Genomic DNA, 13,648 nt, shown 5'->3' on the forward strand with positions numbered 1-13,648 from the left:
TTCGCCAGCTTTGGGGGCCGGCCATGATCCACATCATCACTTCCGAGAACCGTCATCTGTACGGCCCGCAGCTCTGGGCCATGCACGAGGAACGCCGGCGCCAGTGCGTCGAGAAGAACGGCTGGGTCGACCTCGTCGTCCTGGATGGCGGCGAGGTCGACGACTATGACGACCACCGCGCCATCTATCTGCTGGGCTTCAATGACGCCCTCGAGCTGGAAGTCGGCCTGCGCCTGCGGCCCACCGACGACCGCTGCATGCTGGCCGATAAGTTCGCTCACCTTATCGCGCCCAGCGAAACGCCCAAGAAGGGCGCCGACATCTGGGAGGCCTCGCGCCTTTTCACCACCGAGGCCTATCGCCGGCGCAAGGGCCCCGGCCGGGGCGAGCGCGTGTTCGAGTGCTGGGCCGCCGCCTTCGAACTGGCCCTGCGCCGGGGCGTGACCCGCTTCGTGGGCATGATCGACATGCAGCTCTATCCGGGCATCCTCAACTCGCCGATCGACACCCGTCTGGTCGGTATTCCGCGCCCCTACGCATACGGCGTGGTGGCGGGCTCCGAGATCGCCGTCTCGCAGGCTCTGCTGGACCGCGTGCTGGAGGCGATCGGCCGTGAATCGCCGATCGGCTACGAGATCGACGCCCTGGACATGATGGCGTTCGGCGATCTGGCCTCGGTGCAGCGCCAGGTCACCCGCGCCATGACGCCGCAGCTGACCGCCGGCGCCCCGCGCGACGAGACCCTGGCGGCCGAGACCCTGTTCCGCCTGCACGACAGCACCGGCGAGGCGCGGCGCATCTGGGAGGGCCGCGCCGACGGGTCGCCCCTTCACGCATAAGAATTTGCGGCGTGCGGTTCGTTCCGATAGGAACGGGCCGCACATGGACTTTGGCCACTCGCGCTGGGCGGCAGCGGATCGCCCTTCGGTTGGCGGCGAATCGTCTCCTTGGCGGCTAACTTCCTCGGATCGGGGAGGCCAGCTGGACCATCGCGACGTAACGCCGCGCTATGAACGCCCCAGCTTCCGCCGACGTCACGGTCGTGTCATTTTCTCCGAACAACCGTTGGAGGCGGAAAACAGATGAGCGAAGAAACAGAAGGCCGACGCCCCAACCCTGTCGACCTGCACGTGGGCGGCCGTGTCCGCATGCGTCGCAAGCTGCTGGGCGTGAGCCAGGAACAGCTGGCCGACAGCCTGGGCCTGACCTTCCAGCAGGTGCAGAAGTACGAGCGCGGCGCCAATCGCGTCAGCGCCAGCAAGCTCTACGAGATCGCCAAGACCCTGCAGGTCCCGGTGTCGTTCTTCTTCGACGGCCTGGCCGATCCGATGAGCGGCGCGCAAGTCGACGACGCCGCCCAGCACGCCGAAAAGGTGGTTCAGGAGTTCCTGACCACGCCGGAAGGCCTGGAGCTGGCCGAGGTGTTCCCGCGCATCGGACGCGGCCGCGTCCGTCGTCAGGTTCTGGACCTGGTGCGCGCGATGGCCGACGAAGCCTCTCGCGAAACCGCCTGAGGCCAGAGCCCTTTAGCTCTAGATGTTTGATTCTAGGGCCTGTTTATCCCGTTTAGACGGTTCCATCCAACCGGGACAGGCACTAGGCGCGCTCCGCTCAAGCGCGCCCCGCTCTAGCGAAAAATGAGAAGACCTCGGCTCGCGGGCCGAGGTCCTTTTCATATTTACCCTGTCGAGACACCGGATTGCGAGGCCAGCCAGATCCGCTTGGCGGCGCCCGCGACGGCGGGGGTGAGGCCGCGAAGGTCGTAGGTGCGGACGATGCGCATGCCCACCTCGCGATCGCGCTGCCAGGCCACGGTCACGTCGTGGGCCAGGCCAGCGACCAGATCGACCAGCTGCGCCTTTCCCGGCGGGGCGGCGCCGGACAGCATCTGGATGCGCGCGCCGCTGCTCGACAGGTCGCGGATCACGCAATCCCATGCGAAGGCGCCACACAGGATCTTGCCGGATCTCTGAGTCTGAATACGGACGGCTGTCCGTCGATCGTGATCGCCGCCTGACGCGTACTTCGCCATGCGGGGATAAACGCACGCCGCGGTTAATCGGCCGTCTAAATTTAGGATTTAGTCGTGAAGGTTAACGCGGCCAGAACTGGAGGCGGGGTTTGACTTTGGCGGTGACAACCCTGTCATAACGTCGTTCTTCAGGGATATCGCCATTTGCCGGTCCATGTTACCGGTACAACAGGGTTCACCGAAGCCGGACAGAAGATCCGGCCGTGCGAGGAAACGACATGGCTAAGGGATCGGTCTTGCTGGCCGACGTGAACGGGCGCGACCTGGCGTTGGCGGTCGTGCGTCCTGGCGATCCGCCCCGCGCGCACCAGGAACTGGCCTGCGGGTCCCTGCGCGAACTGGAGCTGCACCTGGCCACCGCCCTCGCCAAGGGCGGCCATGGCGAGTTGATCGGCGCGGCGGTCTGCGGCGCGGGTCCGGAGATCGACGGCGCGATCGCTCTGACGGCTGGCGACTTCACGGTGACCCAGTCGTGGCTGAGAGCGGTGCTCAAGACCCCACGCGTGACCCTGCTCAACGATTTCGCCGCCTGCGCCCTGGGCGCGCCGCGGCTGGCGAACACCGCCATGACCCTGATCCACGCCGGCAAGCCGGCCAAGAACGCGCCGATCGCGGTGATCGGCCCCAATCTTGGCCTCGGTGTCGCGGGCCTGTCGCCACATCGCAACGACGGCTGGGTCCCGGTGGTCAGCGAAGGCGGCCACATCGACTTCACGCCCGGCGAGGCGCGCGAGGTCCCGGTCTTCTCGGCCCTGCAGATCAAGTACGGCCGGGTCTCGGCCGAACACTTCCTGTCGCAGCAGGGCCTGGCGGACATCCATATGGCCCTGGGCGGCGATACCGACAGCGACGATGTGATCCTGTCCCGCGCCCGCGACGGCGACGCGCGGGCCCGCGAGGCGGTGTCGATCTTCAGCGCCCTGCTCGGCGCCTTCGCCGGCGACGCGGCCCTGATGTTCGCCGCCCGCGGCGGCGTCTACATCAACAGCCCCCTGATGGAGCGCTTCGGCGACCTGCTGGACCGCGCGGCGTTCGCCAGACGGTTCTCCGACAAGGGCCGGATGGGCGCGTATGTGCAGGGGATTCCGGTGTACCTGGCCATCGGCCGCTGCACCCTGCTCGGCTTGTCGGGGCTCTTCAGCGCCAGCGACATGAAGTACGCGGCGGACGAGGTGAAGTTCCTGGACTGTTGAGATCGCCCCCTGCGTCAGGCGGAGATGGCGCCCTCGGTCGGCCTCGCGGACAGGTCCCCCGGCGGGGGAGCGGCAATCGCCAGCGCCCCTTCCAGATCCCCCAGAATATCCGCCACGTCCTCCAGCCCGACCGACAGCCGCACCAGCCCCTCGCCGATGCCCGCCGCCGCCCGCTCCTCGGGCGAATAGGGCGAGTGGGTCATGCTGGCCGGGTGCTGGATCAGCGTCTCGGCGTCGCCCAGCGACACCGCCCGGCGGATCATCGTCAGGCGGTTCATCAGAGCCGCGCCCGCCGTGTGACCGCCCTTCAGCTCGAAGGCGATCATGCCGCCGCCGCCGGCCATCTGGCGTTCGGCCAGGGCGTGCTGCGGAAAGCTCCTCAGGCCCGGATAGAACACCCGCGCGACGGCCGGATGCGCCTCCAGCCAGCGAGCGACGGCCTCCCCACTCTGGCTGTGGCGGGCCATGCGCAGCGCCAGGGTCTTCAGGCCCCGCATGACCAGAAAGGCCGTAAAGGGCGACATCACCGCCCCGGTCATGTCCTTCACGCCGACCAGGCGCACGCGGCGCATGTCCTCGACGCCGCCGACGGCGACGCCGCCCACGAGATCGCCGTGACCGCCCAGATACTTGGTCGCCGAGTGGACGACGATGTCCGCGCCCAGGCTGAGCGGCCGGGTCAGGACCGGCGTGGCGTAGGTGTTGTCGACCACCACCTTGGCGCCGGCGTCGTGCGCGATCCGGCTGATCGCGGCGATGTCCACCAGGCGCATGTTCGGATTGGCCGGGGTCTCGAAATAGACGATCCGGGTCTTGTTCGAGATCGCCTCGGCCAGGGCTTCGGGCCGGGTCATGTCCACGGTTCGCACCGTCACCCCGAACCGGGTCAAGCCGTCGCGCAGAAAGGCGAAGGTGCAGCCGTAGAGGGTCTGGTCGGTGATGACCTCGTCGCCCGCCCGCAGGAAGCTCCACAGCGTGGCGGTGATCGCGCCCATGCCCGAGGCCGTGGCGACGGCCGCCTCGCCGCCCTCCAGGCTGGCCAGCCGGCGCTCCAGAAGATCGGTCGTGGGGTTGGAGATCCGCGAGTAGAAGTGCCCCTCCCGCGTGCTGGCGAACATCTCGCCGCCGGCCTCGGCGCTCTCGAACGCGAAGGTCGAGGTCAGGTGCACCGGCGGCGTCAGCGCCCCGTGCTCGTCGGCGGGATCATAGCCCGCATGGATCGCCCGCGTGGAAAAGCCGCTCTGGTCGTTACGCATGTCTCACTCCCTGTCGGGTGAGAGTGGCGCGAACATCGACGGCATAGATTGCGAAGTCTGCCATGATGAGCTTCAGTTTTGGCAGATTCTGCTCAGGAGGCGCGCATGGACACCAAGGACCGCCAGATCATCCGCGAGCTGCAGAAGGACGGCCGCCTGACCAATCAGGATCTGGCCGAGCGGGTCAACCTGTCGCCCTCCCCCTGCCTGCGCCGGGTGCGCAACCTGGAGGCCGAGGGGGTCATCACCGGCTATACCGCCCTGGTCGACCAGAAAGCCTACGGCCTGCCGATCACCGTCTTCGTCCGCGTGCGCCTGAACAGTCCCAGCCAGGACCTGATCACCGGCTTCGAGGCTCAGGTGCAGCGCATCGACCAGATCCTGGACTGCTTCCTGCTGGCGGGCAGCGACGACTATCTGCTGCGGGTGATCGTCGACAGCCTGGAGGCCTATGAGGCCTTCATGCGCCGCAAGCTGCACGCCATCCCCGGCATCGCCTCGATCGACACCAGCTTCGCCTATGGGGTGGTCAAGCAGACGCGGGTGTTCCCGGTGGCCGGCTGAGCCCGATCACCCTGCCGCAGGGTGCGGCAATTCGTCCGACAACCTGTCACGGGAAGTTCAGCCCCGACACCCGCCGCGAGCGGTACCATGGAGCGCGATGATCAACGAAGCGCCGCCTCTGTCTGGCTCGCCCAGCGTCACCACGGCGCTGAAGCACGCGCCTTTGGGCATCGCGATCTTCGACAACCAGATGCGCTACCTGGCCGCCTCGCGGCAGTACCTGACCGACCAGCACCTGCCGCCCGACATGCCGCTGATCGGCCGGCGACACTACGACGTCTTCCCCGAGATCCCGCGGAAGTGGCGCGACCTGCACGCCCGGGTCCTGGCCGAGGGCGTCGAGCTGCGCCACGAGGGCGACCCCTACGTCGACCGCGACGGCCGCACCGAATGGATCCGCTGGTCGATGGCGCCGTGGCGCACGGACCCCACTGACGATGGGGGCGGCGAGATCGGCGGCCTGGTGCTCTACACCGAGGTGGTCACCGCCAACGTCGAGGCGCGGCTCAAGCTGGAGGCCGCCGAGGCCCGCTACCGCGCCGTGTTCGACCAGGCGGCCATGGGCGTGGCGCGCCTGACCCCCACCGGGGAGATCATCGAGGCCAATGACAGCTTCTGCGCCCTGCTGCGGCGCGACCGCGACGCTCTGCTGGGCGTTGCCCTGCAGAGCCTGGTGCATCCGGACATGCTGGATCAGGCGCTCCTCTCGAGCGCGGCCCTGCTGTCGGGCGAGATCGAGACCTGCGCGGCCGAACGGCGCTTCCTGGTGGGCAACGGCGACCTCTGGATCCACCTGACCGCCTCGATGGTCCGCATCGACGGCCAGCCGGCCTACATCCTGGCGATCATCTCCGACATCAGCGTGCGAAAGGAGGCCGAGGACGCCCAGGCCCGCCACCAGAGCCAGCTGCGCCTGCTGATCAACGAGCTGAACCACCGGGTCAAGAACACCCTGGCCACCGTCCAGTCGATGGCCGCCCAGACCCTGCGCAACGAGCCCGATCCGGTGGTGGCCTTCGAGAAGTTCGAGGCGCGGCTGCTCGGCCTGTCGGGGGTGCACGACATCCTGACCCGCGAGAGCTGGCACGGCGCGGAGCTGCGGGAAGTGGTCGAGCGCGCCCTGCGCCCCTTCGACCAGGCCAGCGAGCGCTTCACCATCGAGGGTCCGGCCGTGCGCCTGCAGCCGGGCGGCGCGCTGACCATGGCGTTGATCCTGCACGAGATGGCCACCAACGCCCTGAAGTACGGGGCGCTGTCGAACGCCGGGGGCCGCGTGAGCCTGTCCTGGACCTATGACCCCGACGACCGCGTGCTGGAGGTCGTCTGGACCGAAGCCGGCGGCCCCCCGGTGGCCCCGCCCACCCGCAAGGGCTTCGGCTCGCGCTTGATCGAGCGCAGCCTGAACGGCGAGCTGAAGGGCGCGGCGACCATGGACTATCGCCCCGAAGGCCTGAGCTGCATCCTGCGCGCCCGCCTGACCGAGGCCCCGGCGAACGAAACCTCGACCGGCTAGGTCGGTCGCCCTCTCGCCCAGGCCCGCGGTCGCCGTTAGGTTGGGTTCCATGACGCTCGCCCGACTCACCCGCCGCTCCGCCTTCGCCGCCCTCGCCGCCGCCGGCCTCGCGCCTGGCCTGGCCGCCGCCGCGCCCAAGAAGAGCCCGCCGAAAGAGGACTGGAAGGCCCTGGCCGCCGACGTCCGCAAGGAGTTCCAGTGGGCCTGGCGGGGCTATGTCGCCAAGGCCTGGGGCAAGGACGAGATCAATCCCGTCAGCGGCACGTCGCAGTCGTTCTTCGTCGAGGGCCACGATCTTGGCCTGTCGCTGGTCGAGGCGCTGGACACCCTGTGGATCATGGGCCTGGACGCCGAGTTCCAGGCCGGCGTCGACTGGGTGAAGTCGTCGCTGCACTTCGACGTCAATGGCGAGGCGCAAGTCTTCGAGACCAATATCCGCCTGGTCGGCGGCCTGGTTTCGGCCCACCTGGCCTGCGGCGACCCCGTGCTGCTGGCCAAGGCCAAGGACCTGGCCGACCGCCTGCTGAAGGCCTTCGACGCCTCGCCCCACGGCCTGCCCTGGCGCTATGTCAACCTGAAGACCGGCGCGGTCCGCGATCCGGAGACCAACCTGGCCGAGATCGGCACCTACATCACCGAGTTCGGGGTGCTCAGCCAGCTGACCGGCGACAAGCGCTATTTCGACGTCGCCAAGAAGGCGATGAAGCATGCGCTCGACAAGCGCTCGAAGATCGGCCTGATGGCCGCCAACATTGATGCGCGCACCGGCGAGTGGATCAGCCGCGCGGCCAGCATCGATATCTATGCCGACAGTTTCTACGAATATCTGTGGGACGCCTGGGAGCTGTTCGGCGACGAGGACTGCAAGCGCTGGGCCCAGGAGGTCACCGCCGCCCAGTTGGCCCACCAGGCCAAGCGCTATGACGGCCGCCTGTGGTTCCCGATGGTCGACTACGAGACTGGCGCGGTGCTGAACACGTCGCAGAGCGAGCTGGCCGCCTACTATGCCGGCCTGCTGGCCCAGGTCGGCTTCAAGACGGAGGGCGACGACTACCTGGCCTCGTTCACCGAGATGCAGGCGACCTATGGCGTCATCCCGGAATCGATCGACGTCGCCACCCGCCAGGCCCGCCGCAAGGCCACCGGCCTGCGCCCCGAATATGCCGACGCCTGCCTGAACCTGTGGCTGCTGGACCGCGACGACCGCTATCGCCAGCTGACGGCGATCCACTATCGCGAGATGAAGGCGACCAGCCGCGCCGCCTATGGCTATACCGCTCTGAAGGACATCACGACCAAGCCGATGACCCAGGGCGACAACTGCCCCGGCTACTGGTGGTCCGAGCAGATGAAGTACTACTACCTGATCTTCTCGGACACGCCGCGCATCGACTACGCCAAGCTGCAGCTCAGCACCGAGGCCAATGTCCTGCGGGGTTTCCGAAAGGTCTAAGCCGTCCGCCCCGACCAACCTGTCGCGTTTGAAAGCCTGAGGCGCCTCCGCCTCGGCGACGTCATCCCAATGAGTCCGAACCGCCGCACGGCTGTCGCCTGAATCAGCGATGCAGTGGGAAGGGCTGGGGAGCTTTGACCATGCGACTTGATGCGCTTTCGATCGCTTTAGCCATCGCGACGCTGGCGGGTTCGGCGCATGCCGCCGACCCGCGCCAACGCCTCTACGACCCGGCCGACGGCGTCATGGTGGTGGCTCACCGCGCCTGCCACGCGCCCGCCCCGTCGCGCGGCCTGACGAGCGCCGTCCCCGAGAATTCCATCGCCGCCCTGGAGCGCTGCATCGCCCTGGGCGTCGACGTCGTCGAGATCGACGTGCGCCGCACCCAGGACGGCGCCCTGGTCCTCATGCACGACGCCAAGGTCGACCGGACCACCACCGGCAGGGGTAAGGTCTCGGACCTGACCCTCGGCGAGCTGCAGGCCCTGCGCCTGAAGGCCGGCGACCAGGCCACCGACGCCGCGCCGCCCACCCTGGGCGCCTTCCTCAAGGCCGCCCGCGGCCGCATCCTGGTCAATATTGACCTTAAGGAAGGCTCGCCCGCGCGGGTCGCCCGCCTGGTCAATGACGTCGACGCCGCCGACTGGGTGCTGTTCAAGGCCCGGGTCGGTCTGGGCGACGCGCCGATCGCGGACCAGCCGCTCTACAAGAACCTGGCCTTCATGCCGATCGTCGGCGGCAAGGGCGCCCCGCGCGCCGTCCAGTTGGCCGAGATCGCCACCGCCCAGGCCTCCGGCGCGCGGGCGATCCCGGCCATCGAGCTGGGCGCGCTGAAGAAGGACGGCTTCATGGCCGTGCGCGACGCGGCCCGCGCCGCCCGCGTCCGCCTCTGGACCAACACCCTGGCCGGCAAGGGTCCGAAGGGACTGCCCGACGCGGCCGGTGACGCGCGCGCCCTGATCGATCCCGGCAAGGCCTGGGGCGGCCTGATCGCGCAGGGCGTCAGCGTCGTTCAGACCGACTATCCGGCGGCGCTGCTGGACTATCTCGACGGCCAGGGCCTGCGCGGCGGCGCGAGGATCACCGTCGCAGACGCGCGATCGTCTTCTCCAGAGCAGCGCGGCGCTTCGCCCAGGAGCCGCTGAGCGCGACGGCCTCGGCGTCGAGCCCGCGGCGACGCTGTTCAAGGTCGGCCTCGGCGTCGCGTTGTTCGGTCTCGGCGGCGTCGAGCGCGGCTTCGGCCTCCGCCAGCGCCCGCTTGCGCTCGGCCTCGGCCTCGGCCTGATCGTCAACCTTCTTGGCCTTGGGCTTCGGCAGCCTGTCGACCGCCGACTTCAACCCGCCCTCGGCCCGGCGGATCACCGCGCCGGGCGCGGCGAGAGCGGCCTTGGCGTCGGGCGCCTCCGGAGCCTCCTCGGCGACGCCCTCCTTGAACAGATCGCGATCGGTCTCCCAGGCCGCCAGGGCCTTGGCGCGCGAGGTCTCGGCCACCGTGTAGCGATGGAAGCCGTCCGACCACGTGAAGACCTTGAGCGCGCGCGCCATGCGGCGAGAACGGGCGGCGCCGAGAAGCCGTTGCTTGCTCGCGTCGATCGCGCTATTTTCGTAGCTACAAGAATTGATATCGCAAATGGCGATATGTAAGATAAACTCAATCTATGAGATAGTCGTGTCGGAGGAACGCTTCCGACATGGATATCGAATTCGATGAGGAGAAACGCCGCCAAACGCTGGAGCATCGCGGCTTGGATTTCGCGGATGCGGCTTCAGTGTTCGACGGGCCGGAACTCACGCCCCCGACGATCGCGAGGACTATGGAGAAAATCGCTTTCAGACAGTCGGCCGACTAGACGGACGCCTGATCATGGTCATTTGGACGCTACGCGGAAAGACGCGGCGCATCATCTCGATGAGGAAATGCAATGCCCGAGAACAAAGAAAATTCGGAAAGCGCGTGGGTTGATCCGGATGACGCTCCCGAATGGACCGAAGACCAATTCGCTCGCGCTGAAATCCGGATCGGTGATCGTGTCATCCGGCCCGCCAATGGCACGCTGACGCGGCCTGGCCGCCCAAAATCCGACAGTCCCAAGAAGCAGGTCACCTTGCGCCTGGACCAGGAGGTGATCGAAAAGCTGCGCGAAGGCGGGCCCGGCTGGCAAAGCCGCGCGAATGAGATCCTCAAGAAGGCCGTCTGCGCCTAACTCGGAAGATATTGAATTCTAAGGAGAAAGTATTCCGTCCTGGTGGCGGGGGGCGGGATCGAACCGCCGACCTGTGGGTTATGAATCCACCGCTCTAACCATCTGAGCTACCCAGCCATAGCCAGGACGGACGGGGGTCATACTCCCGAGCGCGCTTCGCATCAAGCCTTAGAGTCGACGTGCATCTGGCGGCGAAACCGCACACACTTTCGCCTGACGCACTTTACGATAGCATTCCGTCCAGCGCGGCCTCCAACCGTCGCGCCAGCGCGTCGGGTCCGTATTCGGTCAGCACCAGTTCTCGCGCCGCCGCGCCCAGGCTCCGGGCCGTATCGCGGTCGCTGATCAGCTCGCCCAGGGCCTCGGCCAGCCGGTCGGGGTCGTCGTCCGGCACGAGGCGGCCGGTGATCCCCTCCTTGAGGATCTCGACTGGCCCGTCGATCTCGGTGGCCACCACCGGCAGGCCGACGGCCATGGCCTCGAGCAGGGTCAGCGGGAAGCCTTCCTGATGCGAGGGAAAGGCGAACAGGTCGCCCGTGGCCAGAAAGCCCGCGATATCGTCGGTCCAGCCCGTCAGCTTCACGCACGGATCGAGATCCAGCGCCTTGATCAGCGCCTCCAGGTCGGCGCGCTCGCCGCCCTCGCCGGCGATCTCGCAGGTGACGTCGACGTCCCAGGCGCGCAGCTTGCCGACCGCGCGGATCAGGACGTCGAAGCCCTTCTTGGCGTGCAGCCGGCCAGCGGCGACGATCTTCACCGGGCCGTCCTCGCGGGCGAAGGGCCTGGCTCGGACCTTTGGCGGCCGGACGGCGTTCTGAACGACGTGAACATGATCCGCGGGCGCGCCGCGCTCCAGGGCCAGGTTCGCCAGGTGCTGGCCGACGCACAGATAGTGGGTCCCCGGCGTCACGTCGAAGCTGGGCTTGTGCACGCAGACGGCCTGGATGACGCCGGCCGGGGCGGCCTTGGCGAACACCCGCGCCGGACGCTGGCCGTGGCTTAGGATGATCGCCGGCCTGTTCGCCCGGACCACGGCGCGCGCCGCGCCGAGGGTGATCGGATCCCAGTCGGTAAAGGCCGGCATGGCGGTCAGGGGCGGGGTTCGCCCGGCTTGCGCGGCGGCCACCTTGCCGCCCTTGCGCACCACGCCGACGCACCGTCCGCCGCGCTTGGCGGCCCAGGCCTCGAGGATCGGCTGATAGTCGAGAAACACCTGCTCCAGACCGCCCAGACCCTTGCCCAGCATGGCGTGCAGCAGGTTGGTCAAGGCGAACTCCGGGGACAGCGTACGGCGGCGGACCATCGGCGGGCGCCGATCCAGTGTCAACGCGGAGCTAGACGGCCGGCTCCCCTAGCAGCCTCGTGGCGACCGTCTCGCCGATCGCCAGAGAACTGGTCAGGCCCGGGCTCTCGATGCCGAACAACGCCATCAGGCCTTCGAAGCCGTGGTCCTCGGCGCCGCGCAGCTGGAAGTCGGGCTGCGGCGCGTCGGGGCCGTGCAGCTTGGGCCGCACGCCGGCGTAGTCGGGCTGCAGGGCGCCGTCGGGCAGGCCCGGCCAGAACTTGCGGATATAGGCGGCGAAGACCTCCGCCTTGGCCGGGTCGACGGAATAGTCGGGCTCGGGGACGTATTCCAGGTCCGGCCCGAACACCGCCTGGCCGCCCAGGTCGTTGCGGTAGTGGGTGCCCAGCGCCCCGTGGATCGGCGGCGGATAGATCAGCCGCTGGAACGGCGCCTTGCCGGTCAGGCGGAAATAGACGCCCTTGCCGTAGTGGGCCTTGGGGATGTGGTCGGCCGGATAACCTTCGATGCGGCCGGCGACGTCCTGCGATGACAGGCCCGGCGCGGTGACCAGCAGGCGGCAGGTCAGGCTGGTCGGATCCGCCCCGCCGGCCCGAACCGTGAAGCCGCCCCCAGACAGCGCTTGCGCGCCCTCGAACGGCGTCGACAGCACCACCGCCCCGCCGGCGGCCTCGATCTCGCCCTGCAGGGCCAGCATGTAGTCGTGGCTGGCGAAGACCCCGCTCTGCGGCGACAGCAGCGCCGCGTGGGCGTTGAGGCCGGGCTCCAGGGCGCGGGCTTGCTCGCCGGTCAGCCGCTCCATGCCCTCGACGTCGTTGGCCAGGGCCTGATCCCAGATGGCGTCGAGGCGCGGGATCTCGTCGTCGGACGTCGCCACCACCAGCTTGCCGCAGCGCTTGTAGGCAACGCCGTGCGTGTCGAGGAACGCGTACAGTAACCGCCGCCCCTGGACGCATAGCCGCGCCTTCAGCGATCCGGTCGGATAGTAGAGCCCGCCGTGAATGACCTCGGAATTGCGCGAGGAGACGCCCTGGCCGATGTGGCTCTCGGCCTCCAGCACGGCGACGATCAGGCCCCGCCTGGCCAGCGCATAACCGCAGGCCAGGCCCACGGCGCCGGCCCCGACCACGACAGCGTCGAAATCGAAATCAGCCATGGGAACGCCTAGGATCCGGCCTGGGCCTTCAGGTCCGCCAGCATGTCGGACAGCGAGCGCTTGCCGCCAACCCAGTCGGCGGGGTCCTGCGTCTCGACCACTTCCAGCTTGTCCAGCAGAGCCTCGAGCTTCTCCGGACCGCCGACGATCTCCGCCGCCCGCCGATAGTTCAGCTCGGCCAGCTCCGCCGCCACGCCCTCATCCAGCGAGGCGAACTCGCCCCGCTCGACCCGCGCCTGCAGGTCGGCGGCGTCCTCGGCGTTGAGGGTGACGGTCACGGGGTTCGGAGGCTTGTTCATGGTGGGAAGCCTAGCACGAACCCCGGAGCGCGCCACGCAGGTCCCTGATCATTTCAGCGCCACCGGCCTGCGCGCGCCATGCCGGACACTGAGGATGAGGATGTCCGTTGCTCGTATCCGATACAGGATCACATAGGGCGAAACTGTTACACCGCGCACGGCGGAGCCGTATTGCGGCTTCAGTCCGTAGCCTTCAGGCGCGTTGGCCACACTCTCGCAGCGCTGAAGCAGCTGAGCCACGAAAGCCACTGCGGCCTGGGGCTTATCGCGCTTTATGTCCTCGCCTATCCGGCGGATTTCCTTAGCGGCCAGCGCGCTGAGACGCACTGGCTTCAAGCGCGGTCGTCCTGAGCGGCAAAGCGCTCATATTCGTCTTTCAGCGCGTGCAGGAACTCGAACGCGTCGACCTCGCCGACATGGGCTTCGGAATCGGCCTCGATCTTGCCCGCCAGAGCCTGAAACGCCGCCTCGCCACCGACCAGTTCAACCGCGCGAAAGTGCTCAAGCTCCAGGAGCGCGGCCGTGACGGCCTCATCCAGGCTGCCGAACTCTCCCGAGGCAACGCGCGCGCTAAGTTCCTCCACGGCGCTGCTGGGAAGGGTCACTGAAACCGAGGCATCGCGAACCGGCTTGTTCATGGCGGAAAGTCTATCACAGACTTCCCGCCACGATACG

General features: G+C 68.2%; 17 protein-coding genes, 1 tRNA gene and 1 pseudogene. 10 read left to right on the plus strand and 9 right to left on the minus strand.

Annotation, left to right across the window (positions count from 1 at the left end; translation table 11 throughout):
* The first annotated feature begins 23 nt into the window (after positions 1-23).
* Entirely contained in the window at positions 24-839 is an 816-nt protein-coding gene (locus tag AC1RJ9_RS22880; protein WP_492835920.1) for an acyl-homoserine-lactone synthase, read from the plus strand.
* 243 nt (positions 840-1,082) lie between these two features.
* Positions 1,083-1,514 (plus strand): helix-turn-helix domain-containing protein, encoded by a 432-nt coding sequence (locus AC1RJ9_RS22885; protein WP_492835922.1) that lies wholly within the window; start codon positions 1,083-1,085, stop codon positions 1,512-1,514.
* A gap of 164 nt (positions 1,515-1,678) precedes the next feature.
* On the opposite strand, the gene AC1RJ9_RS22890 is transcribed toward AC1RJ9_RS22885, so the two are convergent.
* On the minus strand, positions 1,679-2,032 hold the full coding sequence (locus tag AC1RJ9_RS22890; protein ID WP_492835924.1) for a PilZ domain-containing protein: 354 nt from the start codon (positions 2,030-2,032) through the stop codon (positions 1,679-1,681).
* A gap of 218 nt (positions 2,033-2,250) precedes the next feature.
* On the opposite strand from AC1RJ9_RS22890, the gene AC1RJ9_RS22895 reads away from it, so the two are divergent.
* Positions 2,251-3,225: a glucokinase gene (locus AC1RJ9_RS22895; RefSeq protein ID WP_492835926.1), complete on the plus strand. Its 975-nt coding sequence runs from the start codon at positions 2,251-2,253 to the stop codon at positions 3,223-3,225.
* A gap of 14 nt (positions 3,226-3,239) precedes the next feature.
* Here the strand turns inward: AC1RJ9_RS22895 and AC1RJ9_RS22900 are convergent, their stop codons facing one another.
* Entirely contained in the window at positions 3,240-4,481 is a 1,242-nt protein-coding gene (locus AC1RJ9_RS22900) for a methionine gamma-lyase (RefSeq protein WP_492835928.1), read from the minus strand.
* Between the two features lie 105 nt (positions 4,482-4,586).
* Here AC1RJ9_RS22900 and AC1RJ9_RS22905 point away from each other — a divergent pair, with 105 nt between their 5' ends.
* The 4 genes from AC1RJ9_RS22905 (at position 4,587) to AC1RJ9_RS22920 (ending at position 9,156) form a co-directional block, all read left to right on the plus strand.
* Positions 4,587-5,045 (plus strand): Lrp/AsnC family transcriptional regulator, encoded by a 459-nt coding sequence (locus tag AC1RJ9_RS22905; RefSeq protein ID WP_492835930.1) that lies wholly within the window; start codon positions 4,587-4,589, stop codon positions 5,043-5,045.
* Between the two features lie 97 nt (positions 5,046-5,142).
* Positions 5,143-6,558: a sensor histidine kinase gene (locus AC1RJ9_RS22910; protein WP_492835932.1), complete on the plus strand. Its 1,416-nt coding sequence runs from the start codon at positions 5,143-5,145 to the stop codon at positions 6,556-6,558.
* A 49-nt stretch (positions 6,559-6,607) separates the two neighbouring features.
* Entirely contained in the window at positions 6,608-8,011 is a 1,404-nt protein-coding gene (locus AC1RJ9_RS22915; RefSeq protein WP_492835934.1) for a glycoside hydrolase family 47 protein, read from the plus strand.
* A gap of 140 nt (positions 8,012-8,151) precedes the next feature.
* Positions 8,152-9,156, plus strand: coding sequence for a glycerophosphodiester phosphodiesterase family protein (locus AC1RJ9_RS22920; RefSeq protein WP_492835936.1), 1,005 nt, complete (start codon positions 8,152-8,154; stop codon positions 9,154-9,156).
* On the opposite strand, the gene AC1RJ9_RS22925 is transcribed toward AC1RJ9_RS22920, so the two are convergent.
* Positions 9,092-9,556: a hypothetical protein gene (locus tag AC1RJ9_RS22925; RefSeq protein ID WP_492835938.1), complete on the minus strand. Its 465-nt coding sequence runs from the start codon at positions 9,554-9,556 to the stop codon at positions 9,092-9,094. The two genes, AC1RJ9_RS22920 and AC1RJ9_RS22925, sit on opposite strands and share 65 nt — an antisense overlap.
* A 146-nt stretch (positions 9,557-9,702) precedes the next feature.
* Here AC1RJ9_RS22925 and AC1RJ9_RS22930 point away from each other — a divergent pair, with 146 nt between their 5' ends.
* The 3 genes and pseudogenes from AC1RJ9_RS22930 to AC1RJ9_RS22940 all read left to right on the plus strand — a co-directional run bounded on the left by AC1RJ9_RS22930 (position 9,703) and on the right by AC1RJ9_RS22940 (position 10,215).
* On the plus strand, positions 9,703-9,861 hold the full coding sequence (locus tag AC1RJ9_RS22930) for a hypothetical protein (RefSeq protein WP_492835940.1): 159 nt from the start codon (positions 9,703-9,705) through the stop codon (positions 9,859-9,861).
* Positions 9,862-9,863: 2 nt separating this feature from the next.
* Positions 9,864-9,974, plus strand: a pseudogene (locus AC1RJ9_RS22935) (BrnT family toxin); the annotation flags it as partial.
* The gene (locus tag AC1RJ9_RS22940; RefSeq protein ID WP_492835942.1) at positions 9,934-10,215 is read left to right on the plus strand and encodes a BrnA antitoxin family protein; all 282 of its coding nucleotides are present in this window, start codon (positions 9,934-9,936) and stop codon (positions 10,213-10,215) included. The pseudogene AC1RJ9_RS22935 and the gene AC1RJ9_RS22940, both read left to right, overlap by 41 nt.
* Before the next feature lie 40 nt (positions 10,216-10,255).
* Here the strand turns inward: AC1RJ9_RS22940 and AC1RJ9_RS22945 are convergent.
* The 6 genes from AC1RJ9_RS22945 to AC1RJ9_RS22970 all read right to left on the minus strand — a co-directional run bounded on the left by AC1RJ9_RS22945 (position 10,256) and on the right by AC1RJ9_RS22970 (position 13,611).
* Positions 10,256-10,332, minus strand: a tRNA-Met gene (locus AC1RJ9_RS22945).
* Positions 10,333-10,438: 106 nt separating this feature from the next.
* Positions 10,439-11,482 carry a glycosyltransferase gene (locus AC1RJ9_RS22950; RefSeq protein WP_492836115.1) on the minus strand — a complete coding sequence of 348 codons (1,044 nt, stop codon included), beginning with the start codon at positions 11,480-11,482 and terminating at the stop codon, positions 10,439-10,441.
* A 67-nt stretch (positions 11,483-11,549) separates the two neighbouring features.
* The gene (locus tag AC1RJ9_RS22955) at positions 11,550-12,674 is read right to left on the minus strand and encodes an NAD(P)/FAD-dependent oxidoreductase (RefSeq protein WP_492835944.1); all 1,125 of its coding nucleotides are present in this window, start codon (positions 12,672-12,674) and stop codon (positions 11,550-11,552) included.
* An 8-nt stretch (positions 12,675-12,682) separates the two neighbouring features.
* Positions 12,683-12,973, minus strand: coding sequence for a hypothetical protein (locus tag AC1RJ9_RS22960; RefSeq protein WP_492835946.1), 291 nt, complete (start codon positions 12,971-12,973; stop codon positions 12,683-12,685).
* A 48-nt stretch (positions 12,974-13,021) separates the two neighbouring features.
* Entirely contained in the window at positions 13,022-13,300 is a 279-nt protein-coding gene (locus AC1RJ9_RS22965) for a type II toxin-antitoxin system RelE/ParE family toxin (RefSeq protein ID WP_492836117.1), read from the minus strand.
* A gap of 5 nt (positions 13,301-13,305) precedes the next feature.
* Positions 13,306-13,611, minus strand: coding sequence for a hypothetical protein (locus tag AC1RJ9_RS22970; protein WP_492835948.1), 306 nt, complete (start codon positions 13,609-13,611; stop codon positions 13,306-13,308).
* Between the last annotated feature and the right edge of the window lie 37 nt (positions 13,612-13,648).

This window comes from Caulobacter sp. GW822-FHT07D08 (genome assembly GCF_058798735.1).